15 protein-coding genes and 3 pseudogenes are annotated in these 14,754 nt (G+C 69.1%); 10 read left to right on the plus strand and 8 right to left on the minus strand.

Annotation, left to right across the window (positions count from 1 at the left end; genetic code table 11):
- The first annotated feature begins 75 nt into the window (after positions 1-75).
- The gene (locus OG568_RS56430) at positions 76-426 is read left to right on the plus strand and encodes a hypothetical protein (RefSeq protein ID WP_329537757.1); all 351 of its coding nucleotides are present in this window, start codon (positions 76-78) and stop codon (positions 424-426) included.
- Positions 427-459: 33 nt separating this feature from the next.
- Here the strand turns inward: OG568_RS56430 and OG568_RS56435 are convergent.
- Positions 460-679: pseudogene (locus OG568_RS56435) on the minus strand (hypothetical protein); the annotation flags it as partial.
- Between the two features lie 456 nt (positions 680-1,135).
- Here OG568_RS56435 and OG568_RS56445 point away from each other — a divergent pair.
- Positions 1,136-1,699 carry a hypothetical protein gene (locus OG568_RS56445; RefSeq protein ID WP_329537758.1) on the plus strand — a complete coding sequence of 188 codons (564 nt, stop codon included), beginning with the start codon at positions 1,136-1,138 and terminating at the stop codon, positions 1,697-1,699.
- Positions 1,700-1,826: 127 nt separating this feature from the next.
- Here the strand turns inward: OG568_RS56445 and OG568_RS56450 are convergent.
- Positions 1,827-2,129: pseudogene (locus tag OG568_RS56450) on the minus strand (DDE-type integrase/transposase/recombinase); the annotation flags it as partial.
- A gap of 139 nt (positions 2,130-2,268) precedes the next feature.
- Entirely contained in the window at positions 2,269-2,652 is a 384-nt protein-coding gene (locus tag OG568_RS56455) for a DoxX family protein (RefSeq protein ID WP_329537759.1), read from the minus strand.
- A 171-nt stretch (positions 2,653-2,823) separates the two neighbouring features.
- On the opposite strand from OG568_RS56455, the gene OG568_RS56460 reads away from it, so the two are divergent.
- Both OG568_RS56460 and OG568_RS56465 read left to right on the plus strand, forming a co-directional pair.
- The gene (locus OG568_RS56460) at positions 2,824-3,297 is read left to right on the plus strand and encodes a carboxymuconolactone decarboxylase family protein (protein WP_329537760.1); all 474 of its coding nucleotides are present in this window, start codon (positions 2,824-2,826) and stop codon (positions 3,295-3,297) included.
- A 177-nt stretch (positions 3,298-3,474) separates the two neighbouring features.
- Positions 3,475-4,398, plus strand: a complete 924-nt coding sequence (locus tag OG568_RS56465; protein WP_329537761.1) for an RNA polymerase sigma-70 factor — start codon at positions 3,475-3,477, stop codon at positions 4,396-4,398.
- Between the two features lie 571 nt (positions 4,399-4,969).
- Here OG568_RS56465 and OG568_RS56470 read toward each other — a convergent pair.
- Positions 4,970-5,651 (minus strand): annotated as a pseudogene (locus OG568_RS56470) (tectonin domain-containing protein).
- 73 nt (positions 5,652-5,724) lie between these two features.
- On the opposite strand from OG568_RS56470, the gene OG568_RS56475 reads away from it, so the two are divergent.
- The 3 genes from OG568_RS56475 (at position 5,725) to OG568_RS56485 (ending at position 6,944) form a co-directional block, all read left to right on the plus strand.
- Positions 5,725-5,985, plus strand: a complete 261-nt coding sequence (locus tag OG568_RS56475; protein ID WP_329537762.1) for a hypothetical protein — start codon at positions 5,725-5,727, stop codon at positions 5,983-5,985.
- 223 nt (positions 5,986-6,208) lie between these two features.
- Positions 6,209-6,439 carry a hypothetical protein gene (locus OG568_RS56480; RefSeq protein ID WP_329537763.1) on the plus strand — a complete coding sequence of 77 codons (231 nt, stop codon included), beginning with the start codon at positions 6,209-6,211 and terminating at the stop codon, positions 6,437-6,439.
- A gap of 265 nt (positions 6,440-6,704) precedes the next feature.
- Entirely contained in the window at positions 6,705-6,944 is a 240-nt protein-coding gene (locus OG568_RS56485) for a hypothetical protein (protein WP_329537765.1), read from the plus strand.
- Positions 6,945-7,042: 98 nt separating this feature from the next.
- On the opposite strand, the gene OG568_RS56490 is transcribed toward OG568_RS56485, so the two are convergent.
- Positions 7,043-7,612 carry a HEAT repeat domain-containing protein gene (locus OG568_RS56490; protein ID WP_329537766.1) on the minus strand — a complete coding sequence of 190 codons (570 nt, stop codon included), beginning with the start codon at positions 7,610-7,612 and terminating at the stop codon, positions 7,043-7,045.
- Between the two features lie 156 nt (positions 7,613-7,768).
- Positions 7,769-8,152, minus strand: coding sequence for a hypothetical protein (locus OG568_RS56495; protein WP_329537767.1), 384 nt, complete (start codon positions 8,150-8,152; stop codon positions 7,769-7,771).
- A gap of 262 nt (positions 8,153-8,414) precedes the next feature.
- On the opposite strand from OG568_RS56495, the gene OG568_RS56500 reads away from it, so the two are divergent.
- The 3 genes from OG568_RS56500 to OG568_RS56510 all read left to right on the plus strand — a co-directional run bounded on the left by OG568_RS56500 (position 8,415) and on the right by OG568_RS56510 (position 11,690).
- Positions 8,415-9,110, plus strand: coding sequence for a TetR/AcrR family transcriptional regulator (locus OG568_RS56500; protein WP_329537768.1), 696 nt, complete (start codon positions 8,415-8,417; stop codon positions 9,108-9,110).
- A 195-nt stretch (positions 9,111-9,305) separates the two neighbouring features.
- Positions 9,306-9,935 carry a MurR/RpiR family transcriptional regulator gene (locus tag OG568_RS56505; protein WP_329537769.1) on the plus strand — a complete coding sequence of 210 codons (630 nt, stop codon included), beginning with the start codon at positions 9,306-9,308 and terminating at the stop codon, positions 9,933-9,935.
- A gap of 309 nt (positions 9,936-10,244) precedes the next feature.
- Positions 10,245-11,690 (plus strand): hypothetical protein, encoded by a 1,446-nt coding sequence (locus OG568_RS56510; RefSeq protein ID WP_329537770.1) that lies wholly within the window; start codon positions 10,245-10,247, stop codon positions 11,688-11,690.
- A gap of 416 nt (positions 11,691-12,106) precedes the next feature.
- Here the strand turns inward: OG568_RS56510 and OG568_RS56515 are convergent, their stop codons facing one another.
- Both OG568_RS56515 and OG568_RS56520 read right to left on the minus strand, forming a co-directional pair.
- On the minus strand, positions 12,107-13,090 hold the full coding sequence (locus tag OG568_RS56515; RefSeq protein WP_329537771.1) for a hypothetical protein: 984 nt from the start codon (positions 13,088-13,090) through the stop codon (positions 12,107-12,109).
- 703 nt (positions 13,091-13,793) lie between these two features.
- The gene (locus OG568_RS56520; protein ID WP_329537772.1) at positions 13,794-14,657 is read right to left on the minus strand and encodes an NAD(P)H-binding protein; all 864 of its coding nucleotides are present in this window, start codon (positions 14,655-14,657) and stop codon (positions 13,794-13,796) included.
- Positions 14,658-14,754: the final 97 nt, after the last annotated feature.

Consider the following 14,754-nt stretch of genomic DNA (forward strand, 5'->3'; position numbering starts at 1 on the left):
CACCTAGGGCCGACTTGGGCCGACTAGGACCTGTCTGGCGGATCATGCTCAGGCAGGGCCCGGTAGGTTGCCCTCATGTCTTCTGCACTTGTTGTTGGTTACGACCCGCTGGCGATACCCGGCGTCGACAGGGAGGCTCTTCGCGCGGCTCTTGATGCGGAGCTGGCCCGGTTTGGCGAGCACGGCATCGACGCGGCCATGACGCTGGTCGTGTTCGATGGATCGGCCGAGTCCACCCTCGTCGCGTCGCTGACCGAGCACCCGTGGGATGTCGTGGTCGTTGGAGCCGGGATCCGCAAGACCGAGCAACTGCTTCCGCTCTTCGAGCAGATCGTGAACCTGATCCGTCGCCATGCGCCCCAGGCCGCCGTTGCGTTCAACACCAGTGGCGGGGACAGCGTCGAGGCGGCACAGCGGTGGCTCTGAATTCCGCCCGTCCGATCACATCTTGAGCCACCGTCAGATCGCGGCAACGGTGACGGTCCGGTGGAAGTCGTACGCGCGCTTGACGTAACTCGTGGCCACGGCCCGGAAGTTTTTCAGTGCATTGATGGTCCGGTCGGGTGCGGGGACGCCTGCCACCGAGGCGGCCGACGCGGATACGTTCCATGACGGCGATGAGTTGCGGGGCGTCGCTCCTCTGGCCCGGGGTGATCAGCAGGGCCAGGGGGCGGCGGCCTGGACAGGCGAGAAGCGACTGACCGCCCGGCTTGAGCGGCGCGGGGTTTACGGTGCTGCCGCCGTCGCGAGCAAGGCAGTGGAGGCCGCCCGGCCTTCCGGGCCGCGCTCGGCGTGGACGACGCCACGTGGACCCGGGGCAGCAGCTGGGCCTTGACCACTGCTTTGAACGCCTGCACCTCCTACGCCGCCGTCAACCCCGGGTCGCTGCGCAGACCGTCCGGCAGAATCACCGAGGCGATGACTGGCTGAACAACCGCTTCTGACCGGACGGTTGGACGCGCCGACGTCTTGACACTCCTCGCCAGGATCCACGCCGCAGGGCAGGGGAATCCGCCGGCTCGGCTGCCTGGCCGAGAGGGGCTGAGAGGCACCAGGAGTAGATGGACATCTGCCGACGTCGGAAACGCGATCCGGTATGGAGACGTTCACGGGAGAGAGCCGAGGAGGGTACGGGGTGGAGTTGTCGTCGGAAGCGAGCGTGTTCAAGGAGCTGGTGCGGCAGGGCGGTGGTCCCCGGGCCGCCGCGGTGGCGACCTGCCTCGGCCTGGGCATCGCGCGCGAAGAGGCGGAGAGGCGGGTGCGCGACGCGGAGCCCCTCTTCGCCGATCTCGGACCGGAGGAGGAAGAGGAGCTCGCCCTCTTCCTAGACCTGTCTCACGTCTTCGTCGTCGACCGGCAGCTCGACGCGCGCGAGCAGGAGATCCGTGACCTGCTCGGCAGAGCGGCAGGTGCCATGGGCGGTATCCGCAGCGGGCTCGGCAACAGTCTGCACCGGTGGCTTCGGACCGGAGAGTTGGCCCGGGCCTACCTCTCCCTGGCCAAGGGAAACCAGGTCAGGGCCACCGGCGACCCCTCCGTCTACTGGTCCGCCCTCGTTGCCGTAGGGGATCTGCTCCTGGACGGCGGGGACGGCGCCGACCTCGGTGAGCACGAAGGGCTTGACGAGGCGCGGGCGCACTGCCGACGCATGACGGCGCAGCATCCCGTCGCCCAGCACCCCGTCGAGTCCGCGGAGTGAGAGCGCACGGTGTGGAGAGCTCGGGCGGTTCGGGACCGACGGCTGGGCGATGTACGACCGGAGCCGTTGGGACTGGTCCGGTGCCAGCCCCTGATCGCCCGCACTCGGTCGGGTGAAGACACCGCAGCGGCGGAACCTCCCGGGGTGCCCGGGCGTAGTGGCGTACATGGACCCGATCAACGAGGTGCACGTCAGCAGGCCGGGCCTGGTCGTGACGGAAGAACCGTCTGGCCGCGGCCTTGTCCCGGCGGTTCCGTACGAGGATGTCCAGCGCCATTTCGTCCTGGCCGACCGCCCGCCACAGGTACTTCTGCACCCCGTTGATCTTGATGAACACCTCGTCCGCATGCCACTTGTCGCCGGGCCGTGGACGGCGGCGCAGTCTGTCAGCGTATGCCTGCCCGAACTTCCCACACCACCGCCGGACGGTCGATCCCCTCCCAGCATGATCAACCTCAACAGGGGGCTGGTGACGAACTTCCGGTTCGCCGGCCTCCTCGCGAAACGCGACTCCACCCGAGTCCTGGTCCAGGTGAAGGGCACAAGCACCGATGTATCTGCGCCGGTGGTCAGCCGGTGAAGGACTCGGGGCCGAAACGGCCCCATGCGACGAAGGCGGCCAGGGCGAGGTAGATCAGGTCGCCGACGATCGTGGCCCTCTCGCCACGGCGCAGACGCATAGTGACCGCGCAGGCGAACAGCAGAACGAGTCCGGTGGCTGCCAGCGGCACCAGCACCGGCGCGATGTCGAGCACCGCAGGCAGAATCAGGCCGGCCGCAGGCAGCAACTCGACGGCGCCGATGGCCTTGAGGGCGCTGGGGGTGAAGTCCAGGACCCACTGCGCGGAGGAACCCATCGCAGCCATCTTCTCCTGCGGCACGAACATCTTGGAGCTGCCCACCAGGCAGACCGTGGCGAGCACTCCGGCGATGATCCACAGTGCGACGTTCATCATCAACTCCCTGATCGAGGACTTCCGCACCCGAGACGAGGCAGCGACTCGGCCTGTGACACGCCCGAATCCAGACAGCGGGGAGACGTGGGTCACACCGCGCCGTGTCACAGGCGTGAGGGCCGACTCGTCTCGGGGGTGAAGGCATCGACGAATGTGGAGGAGCACACGATGGACGCGCGACTGAACTACTCTGTCGGCTCGACCGCCGGCAAGGCCCTCAAGTACTTCATGTCGGTCGGCCGGGAGCTGAAGGAATCGCCGCTGCCAGCCACGACGCAGGAGCTGGTGGCGCTGCGCGTGAGCCAGATCAACGGCTGCGCGGTCTGCATCGACATGCACACCAAGGAAGCCGCCGCGGAAGGCGAGAGCCCGGTGCGGCTGAACTTGATCGCGGCCTGGCGGGAAGCGACGGTCTTCACTGAGGCCGAGCGCGCCGCGCTCGCGCTGGCGGAGCAGGGGACCCGGGTCGCGGACGCGGCCACCGGGGTCAGCGACGAGGTGTGGGCGCGTGCCGTCCAGCACTACGACGGCGAGCAGCTCACGGCCCTCGTGCTGCTGGTCTCGTTCATGAACACGGTGAACCGGCTGAACATCATCACGCAGCAGCCGGCCGGCGACTACCAGGTCGGCCAGTTCCACTGAACCGCCACCGCACCCTGGCCCAGGTCAGGCATGCCGGGGCCAGGGTGCGGTGATCAAGGCGGGCAGGGCGGTCGCGGTGCGAGCGTTGTCCGCTCCGCTCACACATCGGATGATCTTCTGAGGATGCCTCGCCGACGCGGGTCCGGCCAGGCACGCAGACCGCAAGGGGGAGACGGCGTGGGCAAGGTCGAGGAGTTCGAGGAGCTGCGGCCGCTGCTGTTCTCGATCGCGTACCGGATCCTGGGCAGCGTGGGCGAGGCGGAGGACGTGGTGCAGGAGACATGGCTCCGCTACGACGCCTCGACCACCCGGCCCGTGTCGGCCAAGGCGTTCCTGTCGGCCACGGTGACCCGGATCGCGATCGACGTGCTGCGCTCCGCCCGGGTGCGGCGGGAGGAATACGTCGGAACGTGGCTGCCCGAGCCGCTGCTGGACGATCCGTACGAGGACCCGGCTCGCGCGGCGGAGCTGGCCGACTCGGTGTCGATGGCGGCGCTGCTGCTCCTGGAGCGGCTCAGCCCGCTGGAGCGGTCGGTGTTCGTGCTGCGGGAGGTGTTCGCCTTCGGCTTCGACGAGATCGCCAGCGCGGTGGGGCGCTCGGAGGCGGCGTGCCGGCAGCTGCTCGTGCGGGCGCGCCGCCATATGAACGAGGGACGGCCGCGGTTCGAAGCGGACCTCCAGGAGCGGCAGGAGTTGGCGAGGCGGTTCTTCGAGGCCCTGGCGCAGGGGAACGTGGACGGTCTGCAGAGTCTGCTGTCCGCCGACGTCCAGCTCATCGGGGACGGTGGCGGCAAGGCCCCGCAACTGGCCAGGGCCGTCGTCGGCGCCGAGAGCGTGGCCCGACTGCTCGCCACGGTCTACCCGCTGATGGCCAGGGTCGACATCACGTTCGAACCGCGCGAGGTCAACGGCCAGCCGGGCGCGCTCTTCCGCGACCGCGACGACAAGGTCCTCCACGTCCTCGCCCTCGACCTGCTCGACGGGCAGATCCAGACCATCCGCGCGGTCATCAACCCCGACAAGCTCGGCCACCTCGGCCCGGTCGCCGACGCCTGGGCCGTAGACCAGGAAGTGAAGCAGACCCGTAAGCGGACGCAGTGACCTCCCGAAGGCAGGACCGGCCGAGGCCGGGCCCCGGTGGTCGGTTGGGTCGGCGGCTCGGCGAGAAGGAGGCGTACGCACGGCAGCTGGGCGCCCACGAATACATCGACAGAGTCGGCGTCGCGTGGTTCGAAGCGGGCCAGTCCCCGGTGAGGCCGCACGGCGCCCTCACCCTCGGCGCGCGGCTCGGCCACCACTTCTGCGTCCGCCTCACGCCCACCGAGCCTCCCACTCCGCCTCATCGCCGCCGCACGCCCACACGTAGGCCGGCACGACCGGCAGGGTCGACAGCCGCTCCCCCGCCGCCGACTGCGACAGGGTGCTCGCCCCCTGACCGGCGCGTCGCACCATCACCCGGTACGTCGGACACCCGGCCGCTGCCGCCGCTGGGACGTCAGGCGGCGCTGAACTCGTGGGCGGGCCGCCTTGCTGCTCCACCAGGTCCTGATCCGGCCGGAGGACCCAGCGTTCCTCTCTGCGATGAGGAAGTCGAAGTTCGCCGTCACCGCGCTGGCCGTGCGGGGGCCCGGTCGCTGCGGACCGGGACCCCGCACGGCCTTGCTCAGGAGGGTCAGCTCGGCTGGTCTCCGGTGTAGCGGAAGATGCCGCCCCCGGAGTTGACGACCCAGACGGTGCCGTCGGCGGCGGCGCCGACGTCGACCGCGCCGCCGGGGATGCCGGTCCAGGGGTTGGCGTCGTGGCCGGTGTAGCGGTAGATCTGGTCGGAGGAGTTGACGCCCCAGACGTTCGTCCGGGAGCCGACGGAGATACGGGACAGGCCGCCCGAGACCGGCACCCAGTCCGTGGAGCCCTGGTCCCCGGTGTAACGGAAGATCCCGCCCCCGGAGTTGACGTGCCACACCGTCCCGTCAGCGGCCACACCGATGTCGACCGCCTTGCCCGGGATACCGATCCACGGGTTCGCGTCGTGACCGGTGTACCGGTAGATCTGCCCCAGGGAGTTGACGCCCCACACGTGGGTCCGCGACCCCACCGAGATGCGGGTCAGGCCGCCGGCGACGCCCACCCAGTCCGTGGAGCCCTGGTCCCCGGTGTAACGGAAGATCGTGCCACACCGTCCCATCGGCGGCCACACCGATGTCGACCGCCTTGCCCGGGATACCGATCCACGGGTTCGCGTCGTGACCGGTGTACCGGTAGATCTGCCCCGACGAGTTCACCCCCCACACATGAGTCCGCGACCCCACCGAGATCGTCGTGAGACCACCAGAGATCTGCTTCCAGTCAGCCACGCTTGTGCCCCTTTTCGTGTCGTACCTTGCACCCGGTACATGCGGTGCGACTGGGTCGCCCAAACTGCCTCATATGGTGATTGACTTCTTAAAACATCTGGAAATCGATGTTTTGATGCGGCCCCGCCCCCAGAACACACGGCACCCAGGCAGCCTTTGCCAGTTCCCGAAGACCAAAAGCGCCGTAACCCACATGGAGGCACCGCTTCTTGTGAACGTCTCCGGTATCAGGGCGGCCAGGACGCGGCGGGCAAGCAGGGATGCCGTGCGCGGCGTGCCGCCGGCCGCCGGGAATCAACCGCAGGCGGCGGCCGTCGGGATGACGCGGCCCTGACGGCCTGGCGGTGAGACGGTCCTCGATGCGGTCCATGCCACACAGCGAAAAAGCCCCGGCAGGGGCAGCGGGGGGTCGCATGCAAGGCGCCGGCCCCACTCCCCCACCACCACAGGCAACGACCACGATGATGCGCAGGCAGAACACCGCGCCTACCTGGGGGCGCGCCTCACAGGCACTCCACCTTTGCCTCAGAAATCGAACATGAGATCTAATTATTGGCATGGATGCCAACGCCTTCCCCAGAGAACTCGTGGAGGCTCAGACCGCCTGGTACGCCACGTACCAGGAGCTCGCCGACACCTCGCCCGCCCACGGCACCGCCGCTCACCGGCGACGCCTGCAGGAGCTGTCCCGGCGCATCGCCGGACACCCGTACTGGCAGACCGCGGCCGGAACCCCGGCGGCCCGAATGGCGCTGAAGGAACTCGCCCGGGCAAAGGCGCAGTCGTGACGCGCGGCACCAGCCGGCAGCCTGCCGCCGAGCGGCAGAGTGCACTGCTGCGCGCCCACCGCGAGCGGATCGCCGCGTATGGGGAGGAACCAGGAGTGCCAACCACCCTGGCCGGCCTCGGCCTTGCCGATCCCCGGCGGGGCGGAAGGGGCCGTAACCGCCTACCGGTCGGCTCGTTGCTCAAGCGAGCCTGGCGCCGTGCCCACCGTACGGCGCCAGGCTTCCCGCTATCCTCCGGCCGAGGGCCGCCCTTACGATGATCATCGTGACCAGCCGCCGCACTCTTGGCATCGGCCCCGAGGCTCCCGCGCAGAACATCCGCGCCACCCAGGCCGACCTTCTCGACGCACTGCCCGGCGTCCGCCTGCCAGACCTCGGCGAGTTGCGAGCCCGTGGAGTCCTCGGAGCCCACCCCGCAGCGCTGCCGAGCCCACGACGATCCCTCGGCGCCGGCCGCACGGAGGACACGGTGTCGAATCCCTCCGACCCGCTCCAAGCGGGGTAGACGACCGCAGACCGGCTGCACCGCCCCGCGCCGCCGCTCCGGGGTGTGTACGACGCCGTACTCGCGGGCGAAGCGGTTGGCTTTCGCAGCCGAGCCGGTCATCCGGTGCAGCCACAACCCGTACGCCACGGACCCATCTGCCCCTGCGTCAGATACAGCCGCCACCGCTTGATCCCGTTGGTGAACCCGCCTCGCGAGCGGAGGGGTGGCGCAGCCTCAGGGGGTGCGCGGGGTGGGTGTCGCCGGCGCTGGAGGATCGAGCCGGGCGATGAGGGTACGGCCGACCCGCTGGAGTTGCTCGTCGTGGTCGATGCTCTGGAACCTGCCGCCGCGTCGGGGCTGAGCCAGTTGCTCGCGGAGCAGGGGCAGGGCCGGTGCCGCGAGGGGCCCATGCGGTCCAGGCAGGCCACGACATGGTTGGCCGTCGCGGAGTTCTTGGCCATGGCCTGCAGCAGGGCGTCCACGACGGCCGGTGCCTCGGCCTGGCCGCCGATCTCCCAGAGCGCGGCCGCGCAGTGCACCCGAACCCATTCGTAGTCGTGCGTCAGGAGGCCGCGCAGGCGCGGCAGGGCGACGGAGGCGGGCGGCCCTATCTCTCCGAGCAGATCAGCCGCGTCACTGATCCGGAAAGTGATGCGGTCGTCGAGGAGGTCGAGCAGGAGCGGCATGACCTCGCTCAGGTCACCGCCGACGGCCCACAGCGCGGCGAGGGCGGCAGGCCGTACGTGCGCGTCGGTGGCGGTGGTCAGCGACCGGATCGCGTCCCGTGCTCCGGTCGCCGCCGGCAGGCGCCGGCGTTCCGGAGTGGGGCTGCTCGGGCCGCGTCAGCTGTGGTTCAGGGACCACACGACCTGGTCCGCATACCAGCGGGCGGCGCTGACCTCGTGCCACGAGGCCGCTTCGTCGACCTGGTCCTTGTACCAGCGGGCGGCGCTGACGCCGCGCCACGAGGCCGCTTCGCCCACGTGGTCCGCAGCCCGTACGTAGCGCACAGTGTCCTGCCCACGGTGGTCGGCGTGGCGGGCGTCGTCCGTGTGGCGGCCGACTTGCTCGCTGCTGGTCGCGGAGGTGGCGGACACGTACTGCGTGTGCTGCACGGGCACCGAAGTCGTGGCTGCCGACGCCGAGCCGCCGGCTCCGAGAAGGGCTCCGCCGGCCAGTGCCGTGGAGGCGAGTGCGATCGAGACGCGCTTGGTCATGCTGTTCATGGTCATTTCCCTTGCGAGACTGCCGCGGTTTCGCCGAACTGGCGGCCGCCGCTTCTATGTGAACCGAGATCCGGAAATCCCGGGTCAGTCGGCTTGCCGCAAGGTCATCCGGAGGGGTGCCTCACGTTCGGCTCTGCCACCATACCCGAGGGGTGCCTCATGTTTGCGGTGAGGCTCATCACAGCACGTCAGAGGGTCGAGATTGCGATCGGAAACATGACAACAACTGAATTCGAGGGGGGCCTCATGTTACGCTCGAGCCATGAGCCCCCACCACGCCCCGTCCTCGATGGAGACACAGGCGAAACCCCTGCGCCGTGACGCACAGCGCAACCGGGACGCGATCGTGGCCGCCGCCCGCACGGCCTTCTCCGAGCAGGGCCTCGGGGCGTCCCTGGAGGGCGTCGCCCGCGAGGCCGGCGTCGCGATCGGCACGCTCTACCGCCACTTCCCCACCCGGCTCGACCTGGTCGAAACACTCTTCAACGCGAAGTACACGGAACTGCTCACCACCGCGGAAGAAGCCGCGGCCATGGACGACGCCTGGGAGGGGTTCTGCCGCTACCTGGAGAAACTCTGCAAGCTGCAGGCCTGCGACCGCGCCTTCAACGACCTGATCTCGGCACGGCTGCCCCTTCACGTGGCCGGCCGCGAGATGTACGAACGCACCAAGGAACTCTGCGTCCAGATCTTGCGCAACGCCCAGGAACAGGGCGTCCTGCGCGGCGACGTCACCGCGCAGGACATCGCCTTCGTGATCTGGTCCCAGGCCGGGATCATCCAGGCCACACGCACCATCGCCCCCCAAGCCTGGCGCCGCCACCTCCACCTGATGCTCAGCGCCTTCCGCACCGAGTGCGCCCAGGAACTGCCCGAGCCTCCTCTGACCAGCCAGCAGGTCGACCAGACCCTCGTCACTCTCGAGTGCACCGAAGAGGACTGCCGCGAGCAGTCCTGACCACACGGGAGACGAGGCCGCGGACAACAGCTGCGCGTCACACCGGACCGGCGCCCTCCAGCCTGCCGAGCAGGCACGCAGCACCAGGCGGCTCGGCGCCATGCTGTCCGCGGTGGCGTCCCGGACGCGCAGCAGACAGCGGGCGTTGGCAGGCAGGTTGCGGGCCTCCCATGTGCTGCTGGGGCGTGTGCGGCAGTGAGCATCGAGGCGTGGCTGGCCGGCCGCACCACCCGCGGGGCGCTCGGCCCCCAGGCCGAACGTGTCGCCCACGTCCTGGTCCGTGCGCCGCAGTTCGCCAGCTACGCCTCGGCCCGCGAAGTCGCCGAACGCGCGGGCGTCATCGTCTCCACCGTGGTCCGCACCGCCCAGCACCTCGGTTTCGACGGCTGGCCCCAGCTGCGCGAGGAGCTCCGGGCCCGCTACCTCGCCTCCGTCTCCTCGGGTGAGCTGTCCGCGAGCCCGGCCGCCGACCCCGCGGCCCAGATGCTGTGTCAGGACGCCACCAGCATCACCGCTCTGGCCACCCCGGACAACCTCGCCGCCATCCGCGCCACGGCCCGGGCCGTCAAGGCGGCCCGCCGCACCCTCGTCATCAGCTCCGGCAGCGGAGCCGGCCCCGCCCACATCCTGAGCTACCTCGGTACCATCGCCGGCCACGACATCCAGCTCGCCCTCGGCTCCGCCACCAGCCAGGCCGTCCACATCGCCCGCCTGGAACCGGGCGACTGCCTGATCACCATCAACATCTGGCGCCTGCCAGACGATCCGCCGCGGCGCACACAAGAACATCCAGGCCCTGGAAACCGACATCTGGGCATGGGGTAAGCGCGCCGCAGGGAAGGGACGTCCTACGGGCACCCGGGCCGGCTCGGGGATCAGCCCGGGTCCCGCCCACCCATCATCCATCGTCCTGCGGCCGGCAGCATCACATCGCCGACGAACCGGCCGCCGCGGGCGCAATCGACTGTTGCTCGTGTCTCCCAGGTACAGGTACAGGAAGAGGAACAGGAACACGGTGAGCCGAACTGGTGCATGACGCCGCTGAAGGCCCCCTCGGCGCCCTCGCGCGGGAGGAGATCGTCAGGCAGAGCGGTTGGCTGCAGGGCAGTCGCCGAAAGGGCCATCATGAGGTGCGTGACAAGTGCGATTCCCCACCAGTGGATAGTTGTGCAGCGGCCGGCCGAATTGGCGGGCCGCCGAAGCGAGATCGCCGGCATGGCCGGCTGGGAGATCCGGGATGAGAGCGGCCACTGGCGGGTGCGTACCGCTGAGTCCTACCGCAAGCAGCAGCCGACCCTCCTGACCGCTCGCCACATCCGCGAGAGCCAGTACGACTTCCTCGGGACCTTGCCCGAACAGGCATCACACCTCACCGCGTCCAGCAGCGGCTTTGCGACTGAGGAGTTGAAACGGCTGCGGGACAAGGACACCCTTGCCTCCGAAGTCGCACGGTTCCAGCTCGGCTTCCTTCATACGCCCACGGCGCAACTGCCCGACGTCATGGAGACGTTCTTCTCCGAGGCAGGAAAGCGGTTGCCGCGGTCCGAGTTGCTGGTCGTAGATGTGGCCAGTGAACTCTCCGTCCGCTACAACCTCGCCAAGCTCCTGATCACCGCTGAACTGGCGCCCGCCCAGCTGTCCGGTGACAGCCTTCCCGCAGGTCGTGCACTGACGACAGGCGGCATCTTTACGGCCGAGTTGTTCACCGCGCCCGCGCTGCTGGCCCTGGCGCCCTACGTCGCCGGCGTGCCTGCCTCCCGGGCTCGTGGCGCGGCTGTGTGGCTGTTCGGCCAACCTGTCGCCGGGCTCACATTCCCCACCGACCAGCTCATCGACACCGTCAGGCCACCTACCGACCGGCTCGACGGGCCGCGCCAGCGCGGAGGCCAGAACCCTCCCACCGCCACCGCCGAGCAGACCATGGCCTTCTTCACCTGGTGGACCACCCAGGTCAACAAGATTCTGGCGTTGGCCACCGACCCGGTCAACTTCGCCGACCGACCGTCCAACGTCTACAGCCCGGTCAAGCACTGGCAGTACCTGGCCAGCATCGAACGGCTCTTTCGCGACGTCGCCGAGACCCTCGCCGACACCGAGTACCACGAAACGGCCCAGCTCAGGGCGGCATACGACGCACTCGACACCCTGGAAGGCATGCGTCACGGCGGCTTCGACACGCTGGTGACCCCCTCCCGCGCCGCCCGGACCCTGCAGAACCTCCGGCAGGACCTGCCTCCGGACATCGCGGCCGTCGCTCTGCCCATCTGTCAACGGGCCGTCGACGCCCTCGACAAGGTGAAGGACGGCTTCACCCCGACCGGCACCTACTACACCCCCACCGGTCTTGCCGGCCTTCCTGGAAAGAAGGGCCCCATGAACACGACCTGGGACCAAGCCACCTCCCTCTACCTGCAACGGGACCGCAACAGCGCCCACTCATTCCTCACCATGGAAAAGTGGGAGAAGGCTCTCCTGCTCTCTCACAACGGCTCACTCCCTCGGGGAATCGCTGAGCTCGCCTTCCTCTACCTGCTCGACCTCGTAGCCCATCCCGACCAGATCGCCGCGAAACTGCGCTGACGCCCGCCAAGCATGACGGAACCAGCCGAGGAGCCTTCACCGTCGCCGCCGCACTTCACCGCGACATCCGATCCACGAAGCAGGAGCGACGACATGAGATTCGACAACCACCGCGTGGTCATCACGGCCGCCGGCCGTAATCACGGCCGCTGGAGCCGCTACGCACGCGGCAACGACACACGGTGACCAGCCTCGCACTCTGCCAGAGGACGCACGCCGATGCATCGGCGCGTGAGAGCCGCGGCTCGCCGCGGTTCAGGTCCCGGTCCGCTTGCGAAGATCGGACGGCAGACTGTCCGTGGGCCGCTCGGTCGTGACGGACACCGACCACCGAGCGGACGCGTCGGCCTTGACGATGATCAATCCGTGCCCACAGAACCGGGCGCTTCGGAGGTTCTCGTCGGAAAAGTTATAGATCAGGGTTTCAAGTCTGCTGAATTTGCACCACTCGCGGCGGCGGTGCTTCTTGAGACAGCGGTACTTGACCTCCCACGAACGCGGGGTGTCGATGTGGATGCCAAGAACGGCCGGCGTGTTCGACCGATGGACGAGCACCTCCGAGCCGGTTCCCTGGTACTCGCGCAGCAGTTCCACTGCCTCGCTGAGCGGACGCAGACGGACCGTCCATGACCCGGTGCCGGGTCGCAGGTCGTACGGAGCGATCCGCAGGTGCGTGGGAGCGTCGTAACTGTCCGGGACTGTGGCGAGGTAGAGGCGAGCGCCCCCGCTGCCCCCAGCAGGTGGCTGTCGACGGTCTTCGGATTGGCCTCCTCCGCTGGAACAAGCGCGGAGCCAAATTGAGTGAATCCGGTACCGTTCCTGGCCACCTCCATGATCGCTGCCCGGCCCGGCTCGGGCCAGTCGATCGGGATCAGATAGGTCTGCTCGTTGCTCCCCGAATAGGAGAACCGTTCCATCTGGAACGGGTGCGGGCTCGCCTCGCCGCGGTCGCGGGCGGCGCGCGAGACGTCGATGGGCACGGGCAGCCCGTGTGCGCGGGCGTCGAGCCGGACCAGGGCGTTCCTGGCGTAGGTCAGTTCCTGTCGCACCCGCTCGAGGTCACGGCCGTTGAGCGCGTCCCTGGCGTTGCCGTAGGAATCGAGCGCCCGCCGGTAGTCGGTCAGCGACTCCGGCCGTACCTCCGGCGCGGCTGGATCGAACGTGAGCTGGGCGATCTCCTCGCCCAACTCGGTGACGACCTCCGCCAGTTCCGCGATCCTCCGATCCCGCTTGCTTTCGCGCCCGCCTTGGACGACGGCTGACAGCTCCGGCGGCGACGCGGTCCGCCGCGCGCGGACGACGAGCAGGATGAGCAAGACGCTGGCGACACCCAGCACATAACCGAGCACGACCTCCACGACGGCCCTCCCAACCGACTCGCGCTCCAGGACGAAGCGCAAGAACGCCGCATCGTAGACCCACCCCGCCAAAGCCGTAGTTCAGAGAGTGTCCACGTATGGCTTCGTCGTCAGCTGTCGGCCGCAACCGTCCAACCAGCTTCCGCACCAGTAGGTCTGCCCCTCGTAGTGTCTGCGGAACGCGTCGAACTCGATTGCTTCCAGCGGCAGGACGAGAGGTTCCTGGGAATCCGTCGCCCCCAGGACCGCTGTCTGGATCCGCCGCCGGTCCCCGCTTGGTGACCCGGCACTGCGCAACGCCGCACCCCCAGCCCGTTTCGCCTCATCTCATCGTGCCAGCAGCCCTGTTCATCCTCCAGACCGCCCGCCGACAGCGGCCTCCGGCAGCACCTGCCGGAGTACTGCCCCGTTCCGGACCGGTGAGTGGCCGTCGCCGCGTTGCGCTCGCGGCTCCTGGAACAGGCCGACGTGGGCAGCTCGCCGACCTCGCCGGCCAAGGCGTGGTCACGGCCGCCGACCTGCCCGCGATTCTGCTCGCCCATCGCCCCAACCCGGGCGTCGTCACAGGACTAGGTGGAGGCGCCTCGACACGCGTATTCGCAACCGGTGCTCAGTGTTGTGGCCGTCGGCCGTCTTCTTCAACCGTGCGCGCTCGGAGACAGCCAGGCTTATCGGGCGGGCGGGCGGCGCGGGCCGGCATGGCGGGCGGGCCGGTCAGCAGAAGAGAGAGGGGGCGTCTGTACGTTCAGACGGTTTCAGGCTGTCGGAACGCTTCGGCGTGACGCGCGCACCAGTCGGCGAAAGTCCGCGGCCTGCGCCCGAGGAGCCGCTCCACAGTGTCCGTGCGGAGCCCGACGGTGTCGGCGCGCATGAGGGTGATGCCCTCCGTGATGGCGTCGGCAAGTGCCTGGGGGGCTCCGTTGGGGAAGCGGAAGCGTACGGCCTCGGCCGGTGTGGCCGTTTCCCGGACCTCGATGTCACGGGCGATCGTCTCGGAGATGATCCGGACCTGCTCGGTGACGGTGAACATCTCGTCGCCGGTGAGGACGTACTCCTTGTCCTGGTGACCGGCCTCGGTCAGGGCGAGGGCGGCCACCGCGGCGATGTCCGCGGGGTCGATCGGCGCGTAGCGGCCCGGGCCGACCGGGTCGAGAACGTAGTTTCCCTCGCGGATGGTGGGCAGCCAGCCGAGGGCGTTGGTCATGAAGCCGCCGGGCCGCAGGAAGGTGGCGGCTATGCCGGAGGCGCGGATGATCTTCTCGCGCTCGTGGTGCCAGCGGCCCATGGCGGGTATCGGGTCGAAGGTGACATGGAAGGAGGACAGGTGCACGATGTGGTGCACTCCGGCGGCCTCGGCGGCGGTGACGGCGGCGGCCGTGTAGTCGGTGCCGATGCCCTGTGTGAGCAGGAAGAGTTGGTCGACGCCGTCGAAGGCGGGAGCCAGTGTCGCTGGGTCCCCCAGGTCGCCGACGACGCGCTCGGCGCGTTCGGGCAGCCGTGCGGCCCGGGCGGGGTCGCGGACGAGAAGACGTAACGTCGCGCCCTCCGCGTCGAGTTCGCGGGTGAGTTCTCGGCCGATGTTCCCGGTGGCTCCGGTGACAAGTATCATCAGGGCTCCCCAAAGTCGTTTGCCGTCTAGCGAGTTCGGACGGACGTTAGCCGGTGAATGATTAGCCGTCAATCGACTTCGTTGTGGCTCGGGCCGC

The sequence above is a fragment of the Streptomyces sp. NBC_01450 genome (genome assembly GCF_036227505.1).
Taxonomy (GTDB): domain Bacteria; phylum Actinomycetota; class Actinomycetes; order Streptomycetales; family Streptomycetaceae; genus Streptomyces.

Coding starts and splice junctions, on each gene's coding strand:
- OG568_RS56430 (WP_329537757.1), top strand. CDS start 76: ATGTCTTCTGCACTTGTTGTTGGTTACGACCCGCTGGCGATACCCGGC.
- OG568_RS56455 (WP_329537759.1), bottom strand. CDS start 2,652: ATGAACGTCGCACTGTGGATCATCGCCGGAGTGCTCGCCACGGTCTGC.
- OG568_RS56460 (WP_329537760.1), top strand. CDS start 2,824: ATGGACGCGCGACTGAACTACTCTGTCGGCTCGACCGCCGGCAAGGCC.
- OG568_RS56475 (WP_329537762.1), top strand. CDS start 5,725: ATGGTGATTGACTTCTTAAAACATCTGGAAATCGATGTTTTGATGCGG.
- OG568_RS56480 (WP_329537763.1), top strand. CDS start 6,209: ATGGATGCCAACGCCTTCCCCAGAGAACTCGTGGAGGCTCAGACCGCC.
- OG568_RS56490 (WP_329537766.1), bottom strand. CDS start 7,612: ATGCCGCTCCTGCTCGACCTCCTCGACGACCGCATCACTTTCCGGATC.
- OG568_RS56495 (WP_329537767.1), bottom strand. CDS start 8,152: ATGAACAGCATGACCAAGCGCGTCTCGATCGCACTCGCCTCCACGGCA.
- OG568_RS56500 (WP_329537768.1), top strand. CDS start 8,415: ATGAGCCCCCACCACGCCCCGTCCTCGATGGAGACACAGGCGAAACCC.
- OG568_RS56520 (WP_329537772.1), bottom strand. CDS start 14,657: ATGATACTTGTCACCGGAGCCACCGGGAACATCGGCCGAGAACTCACC.